General features: G+C 66.0%; 15 protein-coding genes. 7 read left to right on the top strand and 8 right to left on the bottom strand.

The features are described 5' to 3' along the window. Nucleotides 1–576 precede the first annotated feature (576 nt). The 5 genes from G486_RS0105725 to G486_RS0105705 all read left to right on the top strand — a co-directional run bounded on the left by G486_RS0105725 (nt 577) and on the right by G486_RS0105705 (nt 7,195). A complete protein-coding gene (locus G486_RS0105725; RefSeq protein ID WP_027014675.1) occupies nt 577–1,065 on the top strand; it encodes a tripartite tricarboxylate transporter TctB family protein in 489 nt (162 codons plus the stop codon). A gap of 15 nt (nt 1,066–1,080) precedes the next feature. Further along, nucleotides 1,081–2,592, top strand: coding sequence for a tripartite tricarboxylate transporter permease (locus tag G486_RS0105720; RefSeq protein ID WP_027014674.1), 1,512 nt, complete (start codon nt 1,081–1,083; stop codon nt 2,590–2,592). 350 nt (nt 2,593–2,942) lie between these two features. Continuing rightward, on the top strand, nt 2,943–4,802 hold the full coding sequence (locus G486_RS21620) for a methyl-accepting chemotaxis protein (protein WP_051303184.1): 1,860 nt from the start codon (nt 2,943–2,945) through the stop codon (nt 4,800–4,802). Between the two features lie 124 nt (nt 4,803–4,926). Continuing rightward, the gene (locus G486_RS0105710; RefSeq protein ID WP_027014673.1) at nt 4,927–6,243 is read left to right on the top strand and encodes a DUF3422 family protein; all 1,317 of its coding nucleotides are present in this window, start codon (nt 4,927–4,929) and stop codon (nt 6,241–6,243) included. Continuing rightward, complete coding sequence (locus G486_RS0105705) at nt 6,230–7,195, top strand: DMT family transporter (protein ID WP_211233753.1); 966 nt, start codon at nt 6,230–6,232, stop codon at nt 7,193–7,195. The genes G486_RS0105710 and G486_RS0105705 overlap by 14 nt, the downstream gene beginning before the upstream one ends. Here the strand turns inward: G486_RS0105705 and cobF are convergent. The 4 genes from cobF to G486_RS0105685 are packed head-to-tail and all read right to left on the bottom strand — an operon-like array spanning nt 7,167 to nt 10,508. Beyond that, a complete protein-coding gene (cobF, locus tag G486_RS21615; RefSeq protein WP_051303181.1) occupies nt 7,167–8,024 on the bottom strand; it encodes a precorrin-6A synthase (deacetylating) in 858 nt (285 codons plus the stop codon). The genes G486_RS0105705 and cobF overlap by 29 nt on opposite strands. Continuing rightward, nucleotides 8,021–8,860: a precorrin-4 C(11)-methyltransferase gene (gene cobM / locus G486_RS0105695; RefSeq protein ID WP_027014671.1), complete on the bottom strand. Its 840-nt coding sequence runs from the start codon at nt 8,858–8,860 to the stop codon at nt 8,021–8,023. The genes cobF and cobM overlap by 4 nt, the downstream gene beginning before the upstream one ends. After that, entirely contained in the window at nt 8,857–9,318 is a 462-nt protein-coding gene (locus G486_RS0105690; protein WP_245587252.1) for a cobalamin biosynthesis protein, read from the bottom strand. The genes cobM and G486_RS0105690 overlap by 4 nt, the downstream gene beginning before the upstream one ends. Continuing rightward, complete coding sequence (locus tag G486_RS0105685; RefSeq protein WP_027014669.1) at nt 9,315–10,508, bottom strand: bifunctional cobalt-precorrin-7 (C(5))-methyltransferase/cobalt-precorrin-6B (C(15))-methyltransferase; 1,194 nt, start codon at nt 10,506–10,508, stop codon at nt 9,315–9,317. Before G486_RS0105685 ends, G486_RS0105690 begins: the two co-directional genes overlap by 4 nt. Here G486_RS0105685 and G486_RS0105680 point away from each other — a divergent pair. Then, a complete protein-coding gene (locus G486_RS0105680; RefSeq protein ID WP_027014668.1) occupies nt 10,507–11,286 on the top strand; it encodes a cobalt-precorrin-6A reductase in 780 nt (259 codons plus the stop codon). The two genes, G486_RS0105685 and G486_RS0105680, sit on opposite strands and share 2 nt — an antisense overlap. On the opposite strand, the gene cobJ is transcribed toward G486_RS0105680, so the two are convergent. From cobJ to cobG, 4 genes are read right to left on the bottom strand one after another with little or no spacing between them, the layout of a single operon-like run. Further along, nucleotides 11,235–12,071, bottom strand: coding sequence for a precorrin-3B C(17)-methyltransferase (gene cobJ / locus G486_RS0105675; protein WP_156919908.1), 837 nt, complete (start codon nt 12,069–12,071; stop codon nt 11,235–11,237). The genes G486_RS0105680 and cobJ overlap by 52 nt on opposite strands. Beyond that, nucleotides 12,065–12,838, bottom strand: a complete 774-nt coding sequence (cobI, locus tag G486_RS0105670; protein ID WP_034386797.1) for a precorrin-2 C(20)-methyltransferase — start codon at nt 12,836–12,838, stop codon at nt 12,065–12,067. The genes cobJ and cobI overlap by 7 nt, the downstream gene beginning before the upstream one ends. After that, complete coding sequence (locus G486_RS0105665) at nt 12,828–13,457, bottom strand: precorrin-8X methylmutase (protein WP_027014665.1); 630 nt, start codon at nt 13,455–13,457, stop codon at nt 12,828–12,830. The genes cobI and G486_RS0105665 overlap by 11 nt, the downstream gene beginning before the upstream one ends. Continuing rightward, on the bottom strand, nt 13,457–14,689 hold the full coding sequence (gene cobG, locus G486_RS0105660; protein ID WP_027014664.1) for a precorrin-3B synthase: 1,233 nt from the start codon (nt 14,687–14,689) through the stop codon (nt 13,457–13,459). Before cobG ends, G486_RS0105665 begins: the two co-directional genes overlap by 1 nt. A gap of 192 nt (nt 14,690–14,881) precedes the next feature. Between cobG and G486_RS0105655 the strand changes: the two genes are divergently transcribed. Then, the gene (locus G486_RS0105655; RefSeq protein WP_027014663.1) at nt 14,882–15,679 is read left to right on the top strand and encodes an SDR family oxidoreductase; all 798 of its coding nucleotides are present in this window, start codon (nt 14,882–14,884) and stop codon (nt 15,677–15,679) included. Nucleotides 15,680–15,825: the final 146 nt, after the last annotated feature.

The raw sequence follows: 15,825 nt of genomic DNA, 5'->3' as shown, positions 1-15,825 counted from the left end.
GAGAGAATTAATCTAGGCTGCGCTTGGAAGATTGATTTCTGCGATCGCCGGGATATTGGTGGATGCAGTCGGAACAATTATGTGGCCAAGCCTTGATTGGTTCTGATAATCCGGATTATGAATAAGGTATCGTATTTATGTCGGGCATGAAAAATACGAAGTCGCAAGATGCGCCGCGAAGAGGTCGTGGGCAGGCTCTTGCGCCTGTGGAGTGCGCAGGTGCAGATCACGTCGCAAAAGAGCCCGGTGCGGTTTCAGTCGAGCCCTGCAGCAGGCTGTGGTGATGGGCGCCAGGCATACGGTGCTGGATATCCATGTGCATGTCTGTCTTGTACTGAGCCAGTCTCATGCGCGGTGTCATGGAGCAACGATCAAAGGTCGGGCTTCATCTTCTGAGTGAGCATGCGCTTTTCGCCTGATCGAGGCCTGGTCGAGGTTTTTTGCAGGCGTCTTGTGGATTGTGGTTCCTACGAATGCCGGGCATGGGGGATTGCCCTTGATAGGTGGAATCCACATCGGGAGGGCGTTTTATTGAAAGCACAATCGCCGTGTCGTGATTTCCTTTGGGAGACATTCGTGAAAATCAAGAGTCAAAAAGACTTTTTTTCCGGTGTGATGTTTCTGGTTGTCGGTCTCGCTTTTGCGATCGGCGCCACAGACTACACCATAGGTACCGGAGCCCGCATGGGCCCCGGCTACTTTCCTCTGATCCTGGGCGTGCTCATGGCCATTCTGGGTGCAGCCATCTGTGTCATGGGCCTGAGAAAAGGTCCTGCAGACGGTGACAAGATCGGCAAGTGGGCCTGGAAACAGGTGTTCTTCGTGCTCGCTGCCAACTTTGCCTTCGGCATTTTGCTGGTTGGCGTGCCGGCCTTTGGCATTCCCCAGTTCGGTCTGATTGCCGCCATCTATGCGCTGGTCTTCATCGCCAGCCTGGGTGGTCACAGCTTCAACTTCAAGGAAGTGGCGATTCTCGCCACCATTCTGGCTGTGGGCAGCTATGTGGCCTTTGTCTGGGCGCTGAACTTGCAGTTCCCCGTCTGGCCCAGTTTCATCACCGGCTAAGCAGGAGCATTGTCCATGGATCTTTTGCAGAACCTGGCGACCGGCTTCGGCGTCGCCTTTACCTTTCAGAACCTCATTTACTGCTTTGTCGGCTGCCTGTTGGGCACGCTGATCGGCGTGTTGCCCGGCATCGGCCCCGTGGCCACCATTGCCATGCTGCTGCCCGCAACCTACGCCCTGCCTCCGGTGGCGGCGCTGATCATGCTGGCCGGTATCTACTATGGTGCTCAGTACGGCGGCTCGACCACGGCCATCCTGGTGAACCTGCCGGGTGAATCGTCCTCGGTGGTGACCGTTATCGACGGCTACCAGATGGCGAGAAAGGGCAGGGCCGGACCGGCGCTGGCTGCCGCAGGCATAGGCTCGTTCTTTGCGGGCTGCGTGGGTACGGTGATTCTGGCGGCCTTTGCGCCTCCGCTGACCGAAGTCGCGTTCAAGTTCGGACCTGCCGAGTACTTCTCCCTGATGACTCTGGGCCTGATCGGTGCCGTGGTTCTGGCTTCGGGCTCGCTGCTCAAGGCCATTGCCATGATCGTGCTGGGCCTGCTGCTGGGCATGGTGGGCACGGACGTGAACTCGGGCGTTGCCCGCTACAGCTTCGACATCCCCGAGCTGACCGACGGCATCGACTTCGTGGTGATCGCCATGGGTGTGTTCGGCTATGGCGAGATCATTGCCAACCTGTCCAAGCCCGAAGACGAGCGTGAAGTGTTTGCAGCGAAGGTCACGGGCCTGATGCCTACCAAGGAAGACTTCAAGCACATGTTCCCTGCCATGCTGCGCGGCACGGCTCTGGGCTCGGCTCTGGGCATTTTGCCCGGCGGCGGTGCCATGTTGTCGGCCTTTGCGGCCTACACCATCGAGAAGAAGACCAAGCTCAAGCCGGGCGAGGTGCCCTTCGGCCAAGGCAATATCCGCGGTGTGTGCTCGCCCGAATCGGCGAACAACGCAGGCTCGCAGACCTCCTTCATCCCGCTGCTGACGCTGGGCATTCCGCCCAACGCCGTGATGGCGCTGATGGTGGGTGCGATGACCATCCACAACATTCAGCCCGGTCCGCAGGTGATGACCAGCAACCCCGAGCTGTTCTGGGGCCTGATCGCCTCGATGTGGATTGGCAACCTGATGCTGGTGATCCTGAACCTGCCGCTGATCGGCGTCTGGATCAAGCTGCTGACCGTGCCCTATCGCTGGCTGTTCCCTTCCATCGTGCTGTTCTGTGCGGTGGGTGTGTACGGCACCAATAACAACACCTGGGATGTGTGGATGGTGGGTATCTTCGGCTTCGTGGGCTATGTGTTTCACAAGCTTGGGACCGAGCCCGCACCGCTGCTGCTGGGCTTCATTCTGGGCCCGATGATGGAGGAAAACCTGCGCCGCGCCCTGCTGCTGTCGCGTGGTGACTGGAGCGTGTTCGTCACGCGCCCCATCTCGGCTGGCCTGTTGATCGCTGCCGTGGCCCTGCTCATCGTGGTGCTGCTGCCTGCGGTGAAGAACAAGCGCGAGGAAGCCTTCGTCGAAGACTAAAAACCATGTGCGCTGCGGCCTGCCGCAGCCTGTCATGCCAAAGCGGCACCCCGGCGGGTGCCGCTTTTTTTGTTTCTGGAGCGTCTCAAGGCAAAGCCTGGTCGCTAGTCCTGGATCGTGAACACGTTCTTAGGGTTTTGGGGCCAGTCAGGCTGCAAATCTGAAGGCATTGGAGGAGTTGTGGGCAATCTCTTGCGAGGCAGGCGAGCCCCTAGAATGCCTGAGCGACCTGCTGCCCCCGTCAGGCCGAGCGCTGATTACACAGTCAGCTGTATTTGCTGCGAGGTGGCGAGCAGGTCGTGGCAAGTGCTTTGATGCATGGCAGTGTTTGCTTGCAGTTCGGGGTGGCAATGAGTCTCGACCATATCCGGGTGGCCGGCAAGCTCTGGGGAGCCTTGCTGGGCATGCTTTTCCTGCTCATGGGGGCTGCGATACTGACCCAGTATCAGGTGGCCGAGGTCAGCGCCAAGGTCACCAGGGGCGTTCTCGACAGCCAGGCTCAGATCACGCTGGCCACCCGGTGGCAGGGCCTGGTTGCCGCATATATCGAGCGCAGCATGACCAGCATAGAGGAGAGCGAAAGCCGTGTGGGCATGCTGGTCCAGCGCATGGAGGCCTTGCGTGCCCAGGCCGACCAGATCCGGGCACTGATTCAGGCCCGCCTGAAGACGGATGCAGACCGTGAGGCGATGAAGGCCGTCGAAGCTGCGCACAAGGACATGAATGCGCTGCTTCAGCGTCTGCCCGAGTTGCGCTGGCTCGCAAGCCCTGAGCAGCGCAGTGAGTTTGCGCTCAAGGAGTTCGAGCCCAAGGCCAATGCCTATGCCCAGTCCCTGATCCACTTCGTGACCGTCCAGGAACGTGAGCGCGATCTGGCACTGGCCCATGCCGAGCTCCAGAAGAATCGGGTCTATATATGGGGCGTGGTGGTGGTGGTCGTTCTCTGGCTGCTGGCCATTGCGCTCATGGCGAGGCTGGTGCGCTCTATCACCGGGCCGCTGAACAAGGCGGTGGCGATGGCGGTCGAAGTCAGCGAAGGTCACCTGGTCCAGATCCATGAAGAGGCCTGGCGCAAGGATGAATTCGGCCGTCTGCTGCGCGCCATGACTGGCATGGTCCGGCATTTGCGCGATGTGGTCGGCCAGGTGCGCTTTGGCGTGGAGGCCGTGACCACGGCTACCGTGCAGATATCGCTGGGCAACCGTGACCTGTCGGCCCGAACCGAACAGGCGGGGACCAATCTGGAGCAGACCGCATCCAGCATGGAGCAGTTGACGCAGACCCTGAGCCAGTTGGCTGACAGGGCGCGCCAGGCAAAGCAGCTTGCGGCCCAGGCTGCCACGGTGGCGCAGGAAGGCGGCACGATCATGGCCCAGGTGGTGCTCACCATGCAGCAGATCGCCGACAGCAGCGGCAAGATCGCCAACATCATCGGCGTCATCGATGGCATTGCGTTCCAGACGAATATTCTTGCGCTGAATGCCGCTGTCGAGGCGGCGCGCGCGGGCGAGCAGGGGCGCGGGTTTGCGGTGGTGGCAGGCGAAGTCAGGTCGCTGGCGCAGCGCAGTGCCGAGGCGGCCAAGGAGATCCGTCAGCTCATAGGCAGCAGCAAGGATAAGGTGCATTCGGGATCGAGCCAGGTCGAGCAGGCGGGCAAAAGCATGAAGGAGATCGTGGCCAGCGTGTGCAGCGTCAGCGACCTCATTGGCGAGATCACGACTTCGTCCGAGGAGCAGCGCAATGGAATCAACCAGGTCAATCAGGCCGTCACCAGCCTTGACCAGATGACCCAGCAGAACATGGCCTTGGTCGAGGAGTCGAGCGCTGCGGCCATGGGCCTGCAAAAGCAGGCCCAGCATCTGGCCGAGGTGGTGGCCATGTTCAGGCTGGATGGGCAGGAGTCGGCGACGGCCTGGGCGCAGCGGGTCGTGGTCGAGCTGGCCGCAGGCCAGCAGGCCTCTTCGCCGCCTGCTGCACGCACGGCGCTGCCTGGAAACAGTCCACAGTCCGGGGCTGTCCTGCCAAAGCCTCTGCTGGCCGCCGTTCATCAGTCGGGCGGCAAGGCCAAGCCTGAATCCAGACCAGGGCCGAGAAATCAGGGCATCCCGAAGAGCCAGGGCGATAAGGCTGCAGGGGCCATGAGCTGGACGACTTCCATGGGGGCAGTCAGACGCAAAAGCCAGACGAACGGGGACTGGGAAGGTTTTTGAGGCTGGAGCGGGGAGGACTGTTGGGCAGAAGCCCATTTATTGCTGCAATTGCATGGCTTAGGATGCGGCTTGGCCTGGCGGGCTCTGAACTCGCTTCACAATAACAGGCCTTGCCGAGGTATTCATGTCCCCATTGCTTTTGCCAGCCCAGCACTCGCAGCGCGTGCTGCTGCACAACGAGATCCATGCGCGTCCTGCCGATGTCATGCAGGCGCCGCTGGCCATGGCCCATATCGTCATGTTGGCCGATGCGGCGCAGCGCGAAGCCAGCCGTGAGCATGTGGCAGCGCTGCTGCGCGATCACCATAGACCGCCGCCGGATGCGGCAACCACCCATGTGCTCGTGGATCTGGGAGCGTTCAGCTTGCGCTGGGAGCTGCACACGGAGTTTGTCGCCTGGACCTTCAGCAAACCCTTGCTGCCCGGTGACATGGGCGATGCGCGCGAGCCCGAGACCGCCATCGATTCCGTACCGCGCAGCTGGCTTGCAGGCCTGCCAGGCCAGTGTCTGAGCAGCATGCATCTATGGGTGCTGCAGGAGCAGGCGCTGGATGTTGCGCAACTGCTGCGTCCGCTGCTGCTGCAGGACAGCCTGGTGGGGGCCCGCGTGGCCGGTGACAGCGGCAAGGTCTATACCGATTTTTCGATTCATGCCGACGGCTTCTCGCGCATGCTGCTCGTGGCCGGCGAAACCCTGGATCCGCGCCGCCTGGGGCGGCTGGTGCAGCGCCTGCTGGAGATAGAGACCTACCGCATGGCGGCCCTGCTGGGTCTGCCCGCGGCACGTCAGGTGGGTCAGGTGCTGGCTTCGGCCGAACGCGATCTGGCGTCCCTGGCCCAGGCCATCAGCTCGGCCGACCGGGACAGCGAGCCCGAGCTGCTGGACAGGCTGACGCGCCTGGCGGGCAAGGTGGAGAGCGAATATGCGGCATCGCATTCGCGCTTCTCGGCCTGCCGTGCGTATTTCGAGCTTGTGGACAGGCGCATTCAGGATATTCAGGAGACACGGCTGGACGGGATCCAAACCATACGCGAATTCATGGACCGGCGGCTCACGCCTGCACGCAGCACCTGCGAGTGGGCCGAGCGGCGCCAGAATGCCTTGTCCGAGCGCGTGGCCCGCGTCAGCAGCCTGCTGCGCACACGCGTGGAAATCGAGCGCCAGCTCAGCAGCCAGGAGCTGCTGGCTGCGATGAACCAGCGCCAGGACATGCAGCTCAAGCTGCAGTCCACGGTCGAAGGTCTGTCCGTGGCTGCGATCACCTACTACATCACCGGACTGGTCACCTACCTCAGCAAGGGGGCGCAGAAAATGGGCTGGCCGCTGTCGCCGGAAATCACGGCGGCCATTGCCATTCCTGTGGTTGCTTTCAGCGTCTGGTGGTCGCTGCGGCGTATGCATCACCGACTGTTCAACGGGCGCCGCAGTGCCGACGTCTGAGTCTGCCCGGCTGCCTGCGGCCAGGGCCGCTGCATCAGCAGGCGAATCCGGTCAGTCGATAAAAGCCGCCAGGCTCGTCGGTCTGGTGCTGGCCGTGCTCGGTGCCATCGCCTTCAGCGGCAAGGCCATCATCGTCAAGCTCGCCTACCGCCATGGCGTGGATGCGGTGACGCTGATCATGTTGCGCATGCTGTTTGCATTGCCGGTGTTCCTGCTCATGGCCTGGTGGGCCGGGCGCGGCCAGCGTGCCTTGACGCGCAGGGATTGGCTGGGGGTGCTGGGCCTGGGATTTTCGGGCTACTACCTTTCCAGCTTTCTCGACTTCGCGGGCCTGGCCTATATCAGTGCCTCGCTGGAGCGGCTCATCCTCTACCTCAACCCCACCCTGGTGGTCATCTTCGGCTGGGTGATCTACGGCCAGGGCATCAATCGGGGACAGATGTTCGGCATGCTGCTGAGCTATTGCGGCGTGCTGCTGGTTTTCGGCCATGAGGTGGGCGCTCAGGGCAGCCAGGTGGCCTTGGGCTCCCTGCTGGTGTTTGCAAGTGCCGTCAGCTATGCGATCTACATGATCTACAGCGGGGAGATGGTCAAGCGCCTGGGTGGCCTGCGCCTCGCCAGTCTCGCGACCAGCGTGGCCTGCGTGCTGTGCATCGTCCAGTTCCTGCTGCTGCGGCCGGTGCAGATTCCGGCGGTGTCGCCGCAGGTGTTGTGGCTGTCACTGCTCAACGCCATGCTGTGCACGGCGGCGCCGGTGATCATGGTGATGCTGGCCATAGAGCGCATAGGTGCGGGCATGACGGCGCAGATAGGCATGATAGGCCCGCTGTCCACGATCTTGATGGGGGTCTGGCTGCTGGATGAACCGTTCAGCATCTGGATGGTGTTCGGCACGGCCCTGGTCATGGGCGGCATCTTCGCCTTCACCCAGCTGGCGCGCCGTCCGCTCTGAGCGGCGAGCGGGCCGGGTTTCTGCGCAGCAAATAAATGTCCATGATCCAGCCATGTTGGGCCCTGGCGGCCGCACGGGTGGCGACGATGCGCTGGGTAGCCTCCGCCAGGGGGCCATGGTCCAGCAACTGCTGCGCCATGCCCAGATAGGCACCCCACCAGATCTGCACCTCGCGAGCTATTTCGGGGGGCAGGGTGGTAAAGCTGCACTGTCCGTCCAGCATCACCACCAGGGTGTCCACGCCGGCCGGCCAGCCGTGGTCGCGCAGCTGGCGGCCCGTGGTCACCACAAAGGGCTGGCCTATGTCGTTCACGGGTATGGCATGGGCGGCAGTCAGGGCCTGCATGGCGGTGATGCCGGCCACCACGGTGACCTGCTTCGGGGCTGGGCGCATGCGTGCGGCAATGCGCAGCGTGCTGTCGTACAGAGAGGGGTCACCCCAGACCAGCAGGGCGACTTGCAGCGCGCCATCCGCAGCGCGTGGTGCCAGGCCTGCGGCCAGTGCCTCGGCCATGGTGGCCTGCCATTGCTCGGTAATGGCTGCATGCCATTCGTTGACCTGCTCCAGATAGTCATCGCCCTGGCTGCGGCGCAGCGGCATGTCAAAACCGGCAACGCGGGTGGCGGAATCGGGGGGCAGAACGGCATCACACAGCTGCTGGCGCAGGGCAGCCAGCTCGGCCTTGTCCTCGCCTTTGTGGGGCAGCAGGATGAGGTCGGCCGCCTGCATGGCGTGGATGGCCTGGCGCGTGAGGTGGTCGGGGTTGCCGGTGCCGATGCCGATCAGCGTCAAGGCCACGGGAGGCAGAGGGGGCAGAACCTGGCTCATGCCCGGCCTTCGGAGGATCCGGTCAAGGGTCGGTCGGTGGCGGTGTCCACGGCCTGGCCGTTAGCGGGAAAACGTGGCTCCGTGCCCAGGGGGCGATAGCGGCGGTCGTAGTCGGCGGCGTAGAGGCGGCTTTCGCCAAAATCCTCGGCACTGATGCTGCGGCCCACCAGCATGATGGCCGTGCGCTCCATGCTGGTGGCCACGGCCTGGGCCAGCGCGCCCACCGTGGTGCGCACCACGGCTTCATCGGGCCAGCTGGCACGCCAGACGATGGCGGCCGGGCAGTCGGCGCCGTAATGCGGCAGCAGCTCGGCCTGCACTTTCTCGGCCACATGGATGGACAGATGAATCGCCAGCACCGCCCCCGTGGCCGCAAAGGCCGCGAGCTGTTCGCCCTCGGGCATGGCCGTGGCGCGGCCCGAGGTGCGGGTCAGCACCACGGACTGGCACAGGCCGGGCAGGGTCAGCTCGGCGCCCAGCGTGGCGGCGGCTGCGGCAAAAGAGGGTACGCCCGGCGTCACGGTATAGGCAATGCCTAAAGCGCGCAGGCGGCGCAGCTGCTCACCCATGGCCGACCAGACCGACAGGTCGCCGGAATGCAGGCGTGCCACGTCTTCGCCGCGCGCCTCGGCGGCGGCGATTTCGGCCACGATGTCATCCAGGCTCATGGCCGCGGTGTTGACGATGCGGGCGCCGGGAGGGCAATGCGCCAGCAGCTCGCGCGGAATCAGCGAGCCCGCATACAGGCAGACGGGGCAGCGCGCCATCAGGTCGCGGCCGCGCACGGTAATCAGGTCGGCGGCGCCGGGGCCGGCACCGATGAAATGCACGGTCATGCCGTAACTCCTTGGCTTTCAGTGGCAGCGCGGGCGGCTGCCAGACAACAGTTGAGGGGGCCGCTGCGGCGCAGGGCGGCGGCCAGGGTGGCGCTGCCATCGTCCGCCACCAGCCGGGGCAGCAGCAAAGCCGATGCAGGGCCTGCGGCGCCCAGGGCCACGGCCTCGGCCACGCTGCCCGTGCCATAGCGCGCAAGAAGGCGTGGCGATTGGGTGGCCACGGGCTGGCCAGGCAAGTCCTGGCCAGGCACGGCCACCAGGGCGGTGTCAAAGGGCAGGGCCGCCCTCCATGCGCGCAGGGCAGGGTGCTGTTCCTTGCCTTGCAGCACGGCCATTGCACAAAAGCGTTGCAGTGCCGGCAGGGCGGCCTGGGCCCGCAGCCACAGTGCTTGCACATCGCTGGCCCGGGCCTGGGCGCGCAGCCCTATGCCCAGTACCAGGCAGGCGTGGTCTTTCATGCCTGCCAGCTCCATTGCAGCAGCGGGCGTGCTGCCTGCCAGCTGCGCATGCGGCCCAAGGGTGCGGCGCTGGACAGCTCCAGCTTCAGCAGCTGGCCGCCCAACTCGCCATGCAGCTGCACCAGCAGGGCCTGGGTTTCCAGCGTCACGGCATTCACCACCAGGCGGCAGCCACCAGGCATGTGCTGGCGCAGGGCGGCAAACAGTGTTGCATCAAAGCCGCCGCCGACAAAAACAGCCTGGGGCGTGGGCAGCTGGGGCAGTGCATCTGCGGAGCTGCCATGCACCACCTGCAGGCTTTTTTGCAGGCCAAAGCGTGCGGCATTGGTGTGGATGTTGGCGACGCGCTGGGCATGCTGCTCCACGCTGACGGCTGTGCCGCCGGCCAGACACCATTCCACGGCCACCGAGCCCGAGCCGCCGCCCAGGTCCCACAGCCGCTCGCCACGGCGCGGGGCCAGGGCGGACAGCGTCAACGCACGCGCCGGCGCCTTGGTGATCTGGCCGTCATGGGCATACCAGGCATCGGGCCGGCCGGGCACCTGGGGCAGGGCATATCCGCCCTGGGCCAGCAGGCCCACGGTCACCGGAGCCTGCGTGGGGTCGGCGGCCAGGGCCTCGGCTGCTGCATCGGCGCGCAGCATGCGGCAGCGCTCGCGCGGCCCACCCACACACTCCATCACCCACAGCTGGCTGGCGCCCCAGCCTTCGCGCGCTAGCCACTGGGCCAATTGCTCCACGGCGGCGCCATCGCGCAGCAGCGCGATGAGCTGGCGGCCGGGCGCAAGGCGTGGCAGCAGCTGTTCCATCGGGCTGGCGTGCAGGCCCAGGCAGTCGGTGGCTTCCAGCCTCCAGCCCAGACGCGCCGCGACCAGCGAGAATGTCGAGGCTTGGGCAAAGCAGCGCCACTCCTGGGGCGGCAGCTTGGCCGCCAGACTGCCGCCGGCGCCGAACCAGAAGGGATCGCCCGAGGCCAACACGGCCACGCGCTTGCCGCGCTGGGACAGCACCGGTGCCAGGTCAAAGGGCTGGGGCCAGGGCTGGCCGCGCTCGCCCACCTCAGCCAGTGCCAGGTGGCGCGGGCCGCCAAAGACCAGTTCGGCACGGTCCAGCGCCTGGCGGGCTGCGGGGGAAAGTCCGTGCAGACCGTCTTCGTTCAGCCCTATCAAACTCAACCACGGATCAGTCATGACGCAAGTTCTCCTGCTGGGTGGCACCAGCGGCGCCAGCCAGCTGGCCCAGGCCTTGCACCGCGCGGCGGTGCCGGCCTTGTTCTCGTATGCCGGCGTGACCCAGGCACCGCTGGCCCAGCCCCTGCCCACGCGCAGCGGTGGCTTTGGCGGTGCAGCAGGGCTGGCGCAATTCATTCGCGACCAGGGCATCAGCCATGTGGTCGATGCCACCCACCCTTTTGCGGCCCAGATGAGCCGCAATGCCTGTGCGGCCTGCACGGCCACCGGCACGCCGCTGCTGGCCCTGGAGCGTGCACCCTGGCAGGCCCAGGCGGGCGACCGCTGGATAGCGGTGGCCGATATGGCCGAGGCAGCACAGGCCCTGCCCGAGGCGGCTGCACGCGTGTTTCTGGCCGTGGGGCGCAAGCAGCTCGATGCTTTCAGCGTGCGCCCCCAGCACCACTATCTGCTGCGTTTGGTGGACACTCCCGAGCCCGGCAGCATTGCGCTGCCGCAGCACACCGTTGTGGTCGGGCGCGGGCCTTTCAGCGAGGCGGATGACCTGGCCCTGTTGCGACAGCAGGGCATGCAATGGCTGGTCGCCAAGAATGCCGGTGGCGAGGCCACACGCGGCAAGCTCGATGCCGCGCGCCGCCTGGGCCTGCCGGTGGTGATGGTGCAGCGCCCGGCCTTGCCGGACCGGCCGCGTACCGAAGAAGTGGACGCCGTGTTGCACTGGCTGGCTCACGGCGTGCTGCCGTTGGATGTGACGTCTGCGGCGTCTACGGGGTCGTAGTAGCGCGGCGTATAGACCCAGCGGCCCACGCGGCGTGTGCTGCTATTGCCCACCAGCACCACGGTGCGCATATCGGCCATCTCGGGTCTGGCCTGCTCCAGCGTGCAGACCTGCAGCGCCTCGTCGGGCGTGGAGACGGCACGGGCAAAGATCAGCAGGCGCTCGGGCTCGCAATGCGCGCGCAGCAATTCCAGCAGGCGCACAAAGCCCTCGGGCCGGCTGCGCGAGCGCGGGTTGTAAAAAGCCATGGCAAAGTCGGCCTCGGCCGCCAGCTGCACGCGGCGGGCAATCACCGCCCAGGGCTTGAGGTTGTCCGACAGATTGATGCAGCAAAAATCATGGCCCAGGGGCGCACCGGCACGGGCCGCGGCGGCCAGCATGGCGGTGACGCCGGGCAGCACCTCGATATCCAGCGCCAGCCAGGCAGGGGGCGCGTCGGCGGCTTCCAAGGCCTCGAACACGGCCGAGGCCATGGCAAAGACGCCAGGGTCACCCGAGGACACCACCACCACCTGCCGGCCCTGGGCCGCCAGCGCCAGGGCCTGGCGGGCGCGGTCCAGCTCCACGCGGTTGTCCGAGGCATGCCATTGCACGGCCTGGGCCGGTGCCTGGGTGTACGCTTCTTGTGCCAGCAGCGCCTGGGCCCTGGCCACATAGGGGAAATAGCCGACCACATCGTCGGCGGCCAGCAGGGCCTCGCGCACGGCCGGTGTGATCTGGGCCAGATCGCCCGGGCCCAGGCCGGCAATGCACAGCCGGCCCATGGTTGCGTGGGGGGTCACCATGCGGCCTCCGGTCTGCGGCCCTGGCCATGGACCAGCACAATGGCGAAATAAGGGCAGGCCTCGTCGCTGACCTCGCTCAGCCGCGCCACCTGCTCGCTGGCCGTGCTGCCGTTTTGCACCAGCCAGGCCGCTTCCAGCCGGCCGGCGCGTGCCAGGGCGCGGCGTATGCGCGGCAGATTGCGGCCCACCTTCATCACCACCAGGGCCTCGGCCGTGTCCATGCGCCGCACCATCTCGTCTTCAGACAAAGTGCCCGTCATCACGCTGAGCACATCGTCGCCCCAGGTAATGGGTTGGCCCGTGGCATGCCAGCAGCCCACCATGCCGGGAATGCCGGGCACGACCTGCAGCGCCACATCGCCGCGCTCGCGCAGCCGGGTGTAGAGGTGCATAAAGGAGCCGTAGAGAAACGGGTCGCCCTCGCACAGCACGATCACCTGCTCTTGTTGGGCCAGCTCGGCCAGGCGCAGACACCAGTCGTCATAAAAGCGCGAGAGCAGCTGCACGTACTCGGGGCTGTCCACCGGGATTTCGGTGGTCACCGGGTACTCCATGGCGTATTCGTGGGCCTGGCTGTGGAGCAGCCCCTCCACCAACTGCCTGGCCTTGCCGGGCCTGCCTTTTTTGCGGAAGAAGGCCACATGGCGGGCATTGCGCACCAGGCGATCGGCCTTGACGCTCATGAGTTCGGGGTCGCCCGGGCCCAGGCCCACGCAGATGACGCCGGGAGCGACGCTCTGCACTTGGCTTTGCGGTTTATTCGACATGGCTGGCCAGGGCATTGATAGCGGCTACCGTCATGGCCGAGCCGCCCAAGCGGCCGCGCACAATCATGGCGGGCACGGGCAGGTCTTGCATCAGCGCCTCTTTGGATTCGGCCGCGCCGATAAAGCCCACGGGGCAGCCGATGATGGCGGCCGGGCGCGGGCAGCTGGGGTCTTGCAGCATGTTGAGCAGGTGGAACAGGGCCGTGGGCGCATTGCCTATGGCCACCACGGCGCCGGCCAGGTGGGGGCGCCACAGCTCCAGCGCTGCCGCGCTGCGCGTGGTGTTCAGCGTGCGTGCAAGCTCGGCCACGCCGTCTTCATGCAGCGTGCAGATCACCGGATTGTGAGCCGGCAGGCGCGAGCGGGTAATGCCCTCGCTGACCATGCGTACATCGCAGAGCACGGGCGCGCCGGCCTGCAGCGCGCGCTGGCCGGCCTCGGCCATGCCGGGCGAGAGCTGCACATGGGGCGCCAGCTCCACCATGCCGGCTGCGTGGATCATGCGCACCACCACGCGTTCCTCGGTGAGGGTGAAGCGGGCCAGATCGGCCTCGCGGCGTATGGTGGCAAAGGACTGCCGATAGATCTCGGCGCCATTGGTTTCGTAGGTGTGAACCATTAAATCTCTTCAAACAGCAGCCCGGGATTGTCGCGCAGCTGGTTTTTCCCCAGCATGGCCTGGGCCGCATCGCGGGCCCGGCCCTGGCGCACCAGGGCAAAGCGCTGGGCCGACTCGGCGCGCAGTGTGACGGTGGCCGGCTGCTGGCGGGCGCAGCCCTTGGCGCAACCGGTGACATGCAGATGGGCGCCTTCCGGTACATGGGGGGCCAGCTCCAGCGCCAAAGCCTGGGTGGGGGCCAGTGCCTGAGGGCAGCCGGGGGCGCCGGTGCAGGCCGAGACGCGCAGCCTGGCGTCGGCGGCACTGTTCATCCAGTGCTGGGCATCGTCCAGGCCCGCGGCCTCGGCGCCAGCGGGGTCTATGCCCTCGACCAGCAGCATGCGCCAGGGTGTGAGCCGCAGGCCGCCGGCGTGGGTGCTGGCCAGCCGAGCCAGCGCAGCAGCCGTCACACGGCCCAGTGGCGCGGCCACCAGCAGGCCCAGGTTGGCCTGCCAACCGGGCGGAGGCGCATCGTTGTTGATGGCAGGGGTGGGATGGCGGCCCAGGTGCTGCAGCCCGGGCAGATTGGACAAGGCCGCGTGGTTGGCAGCCTGCAGCAGGCTGGCCAGCCGCCCCGGATGCAGGCCTTGCGCACGCCGGGCATGGGCTTGTGTGGCGCACCAACGGGCCAGGGCCAGTGCAGCATCCACGGCCTGCCCTGACGATGCGGCCTGCCAGGCCATGGCCTGGCCCTCGGCCTGTACCCGCCAGCCTGTGCCGGCGCCGGGCTGCAGGCGCACATCGGCGGCCACCTGGGCCAGGCCGACATGGCGGCCGCTGGCAATCGAGAAACCGAATTTGGCGGGCAGGGTGTCCAGGCCCTGTGCCTGGGTCAGCGCGGTTTGCAAGGCCTGGGCCATCTCCAGCACGCCATCACCCGGCTGCCACAGCGGATCGATGACCAGATTGCGCAGCCGCTCCGTGCGCGCATCGCTGTCCAGCAGACCCTGCTGCGCCAGCGTCTGCAGCACCGCGCCATGGCGTTCGGGAGCGATGCCGCGCAGCTGCACATTGGCCCGGCTGGTGAGTTCCAGCAGGCCGCAGCCATGGTCCTGGGCCAGTTGCGCCAGCAGCAAGGCCTGCTGGGCCGTGAGCCGGCTCAGCGGCGGGCGCACGCGGACCACCAGCCCATCGCCACTGGCCATGGGCTGCCAGGCACCGGGACACCAGCCTTGAATCTGGGGTGTGGTCATGAGACTAGTAAATGCGTGTTGGCGATCGCCTCGGCACCGCAGCCACATGGAGATCGTCAACACGTTCCAAGAGGCGCTGATGGTCCAGCGAATCGATCATGGGGGGAGACTGTAGCGCCATGGGCTTAACATCGGCGCGTTTCATCTGGGCATTTTTTCAAGCGGCTGCGGCTGCAACAAGGAGCAAAGGCTATGGACCTGGGGATTGCAGGCAAATGGGCGCTGGTGTGCGGCGCCAGCAAGGGACTGGGCTTTGGCTGTGCCAAGGCCTTGGCGCAAGAGGGCGTGAATCTGATCATCAATGCGCGCAACCCCGAGGCTCTGGAAGCGGCCAGGGCCGAGCTGCAGGTGCTCGCGCCAACGGCCCAGGTGCTGGCCGTGGCGGCCGACATCACCACCGAGGCCGGACGCAAGTCCGTGCTGACGGTGGAGGGCGGTCCTGGCCTGGACCTGGACATTCTGGTCACGAATGCAGGCGGCCCCCCGCCCGGCGACTTCCGTGACTGGGACCGCGAGGCCTGGATCAAGGCCGTGGATGCCAACATGCTCACGCCCATCGAGCTGATTCGTGCCGTGGTCGACGGCATGGCCGAGCGCGGCTTTGGGCGCATCGTCAACATCACCTCCAGCGCGGTCAAGGCGCCGATAGACATCCTGGGTCTGTCGAACGGTGCGCGCAGCGGACTCACGGGGTTTGTCGCAGGCCTTGCGCGCAGCTCCATCGCAGCACGCGGTGTGACCGTGAACAATCTGCTGCCCGGAAAATTCGATACCGATCGCCTGCGCACCACCTTCCAGGCCGCCTCGAACAAGAGCGGCAAAAGCCTGGAGCAGGTGCGCGAGCTGCAGCAGGCCCTGGTGCCCGCAGGCCGCTTTGGCACGCCCGACGAGTTCGGTGCCATCTGCGCCTTTCTGTGCAGCCGCCATGCAGGCTATCTCACAGGCCAGAACATCCTGCCCGACGGCGGCATGTACCCGGGCGCCTATTGATTGGAAAGGGCGGCCTGGCCGCCAAGGCTGTCGCCGGCCCGAGCCAGGGGGCTGGTTTTCTACAGGGCCAGTCTTGCTGGGAGCGGCAACCTGCAAAACTCGCAGAGCCCAGGCCAGGGACAGCCAGCAAGGGCCGCCCCGCAGCA

The sequence above is a fragment of the Comamonas composti DSM 21721 genome (assembly GCF_000429845.1).
Lineage (GTDB): Bacteria > Pseudomonadota > Gammaproteobacteria > Burkholderiales > Burkholderiaceae_C > Comamonas > Comamonas composti.
This window is presented reverse-complemented; position numbering and strand designations above follow the sequence as displayed.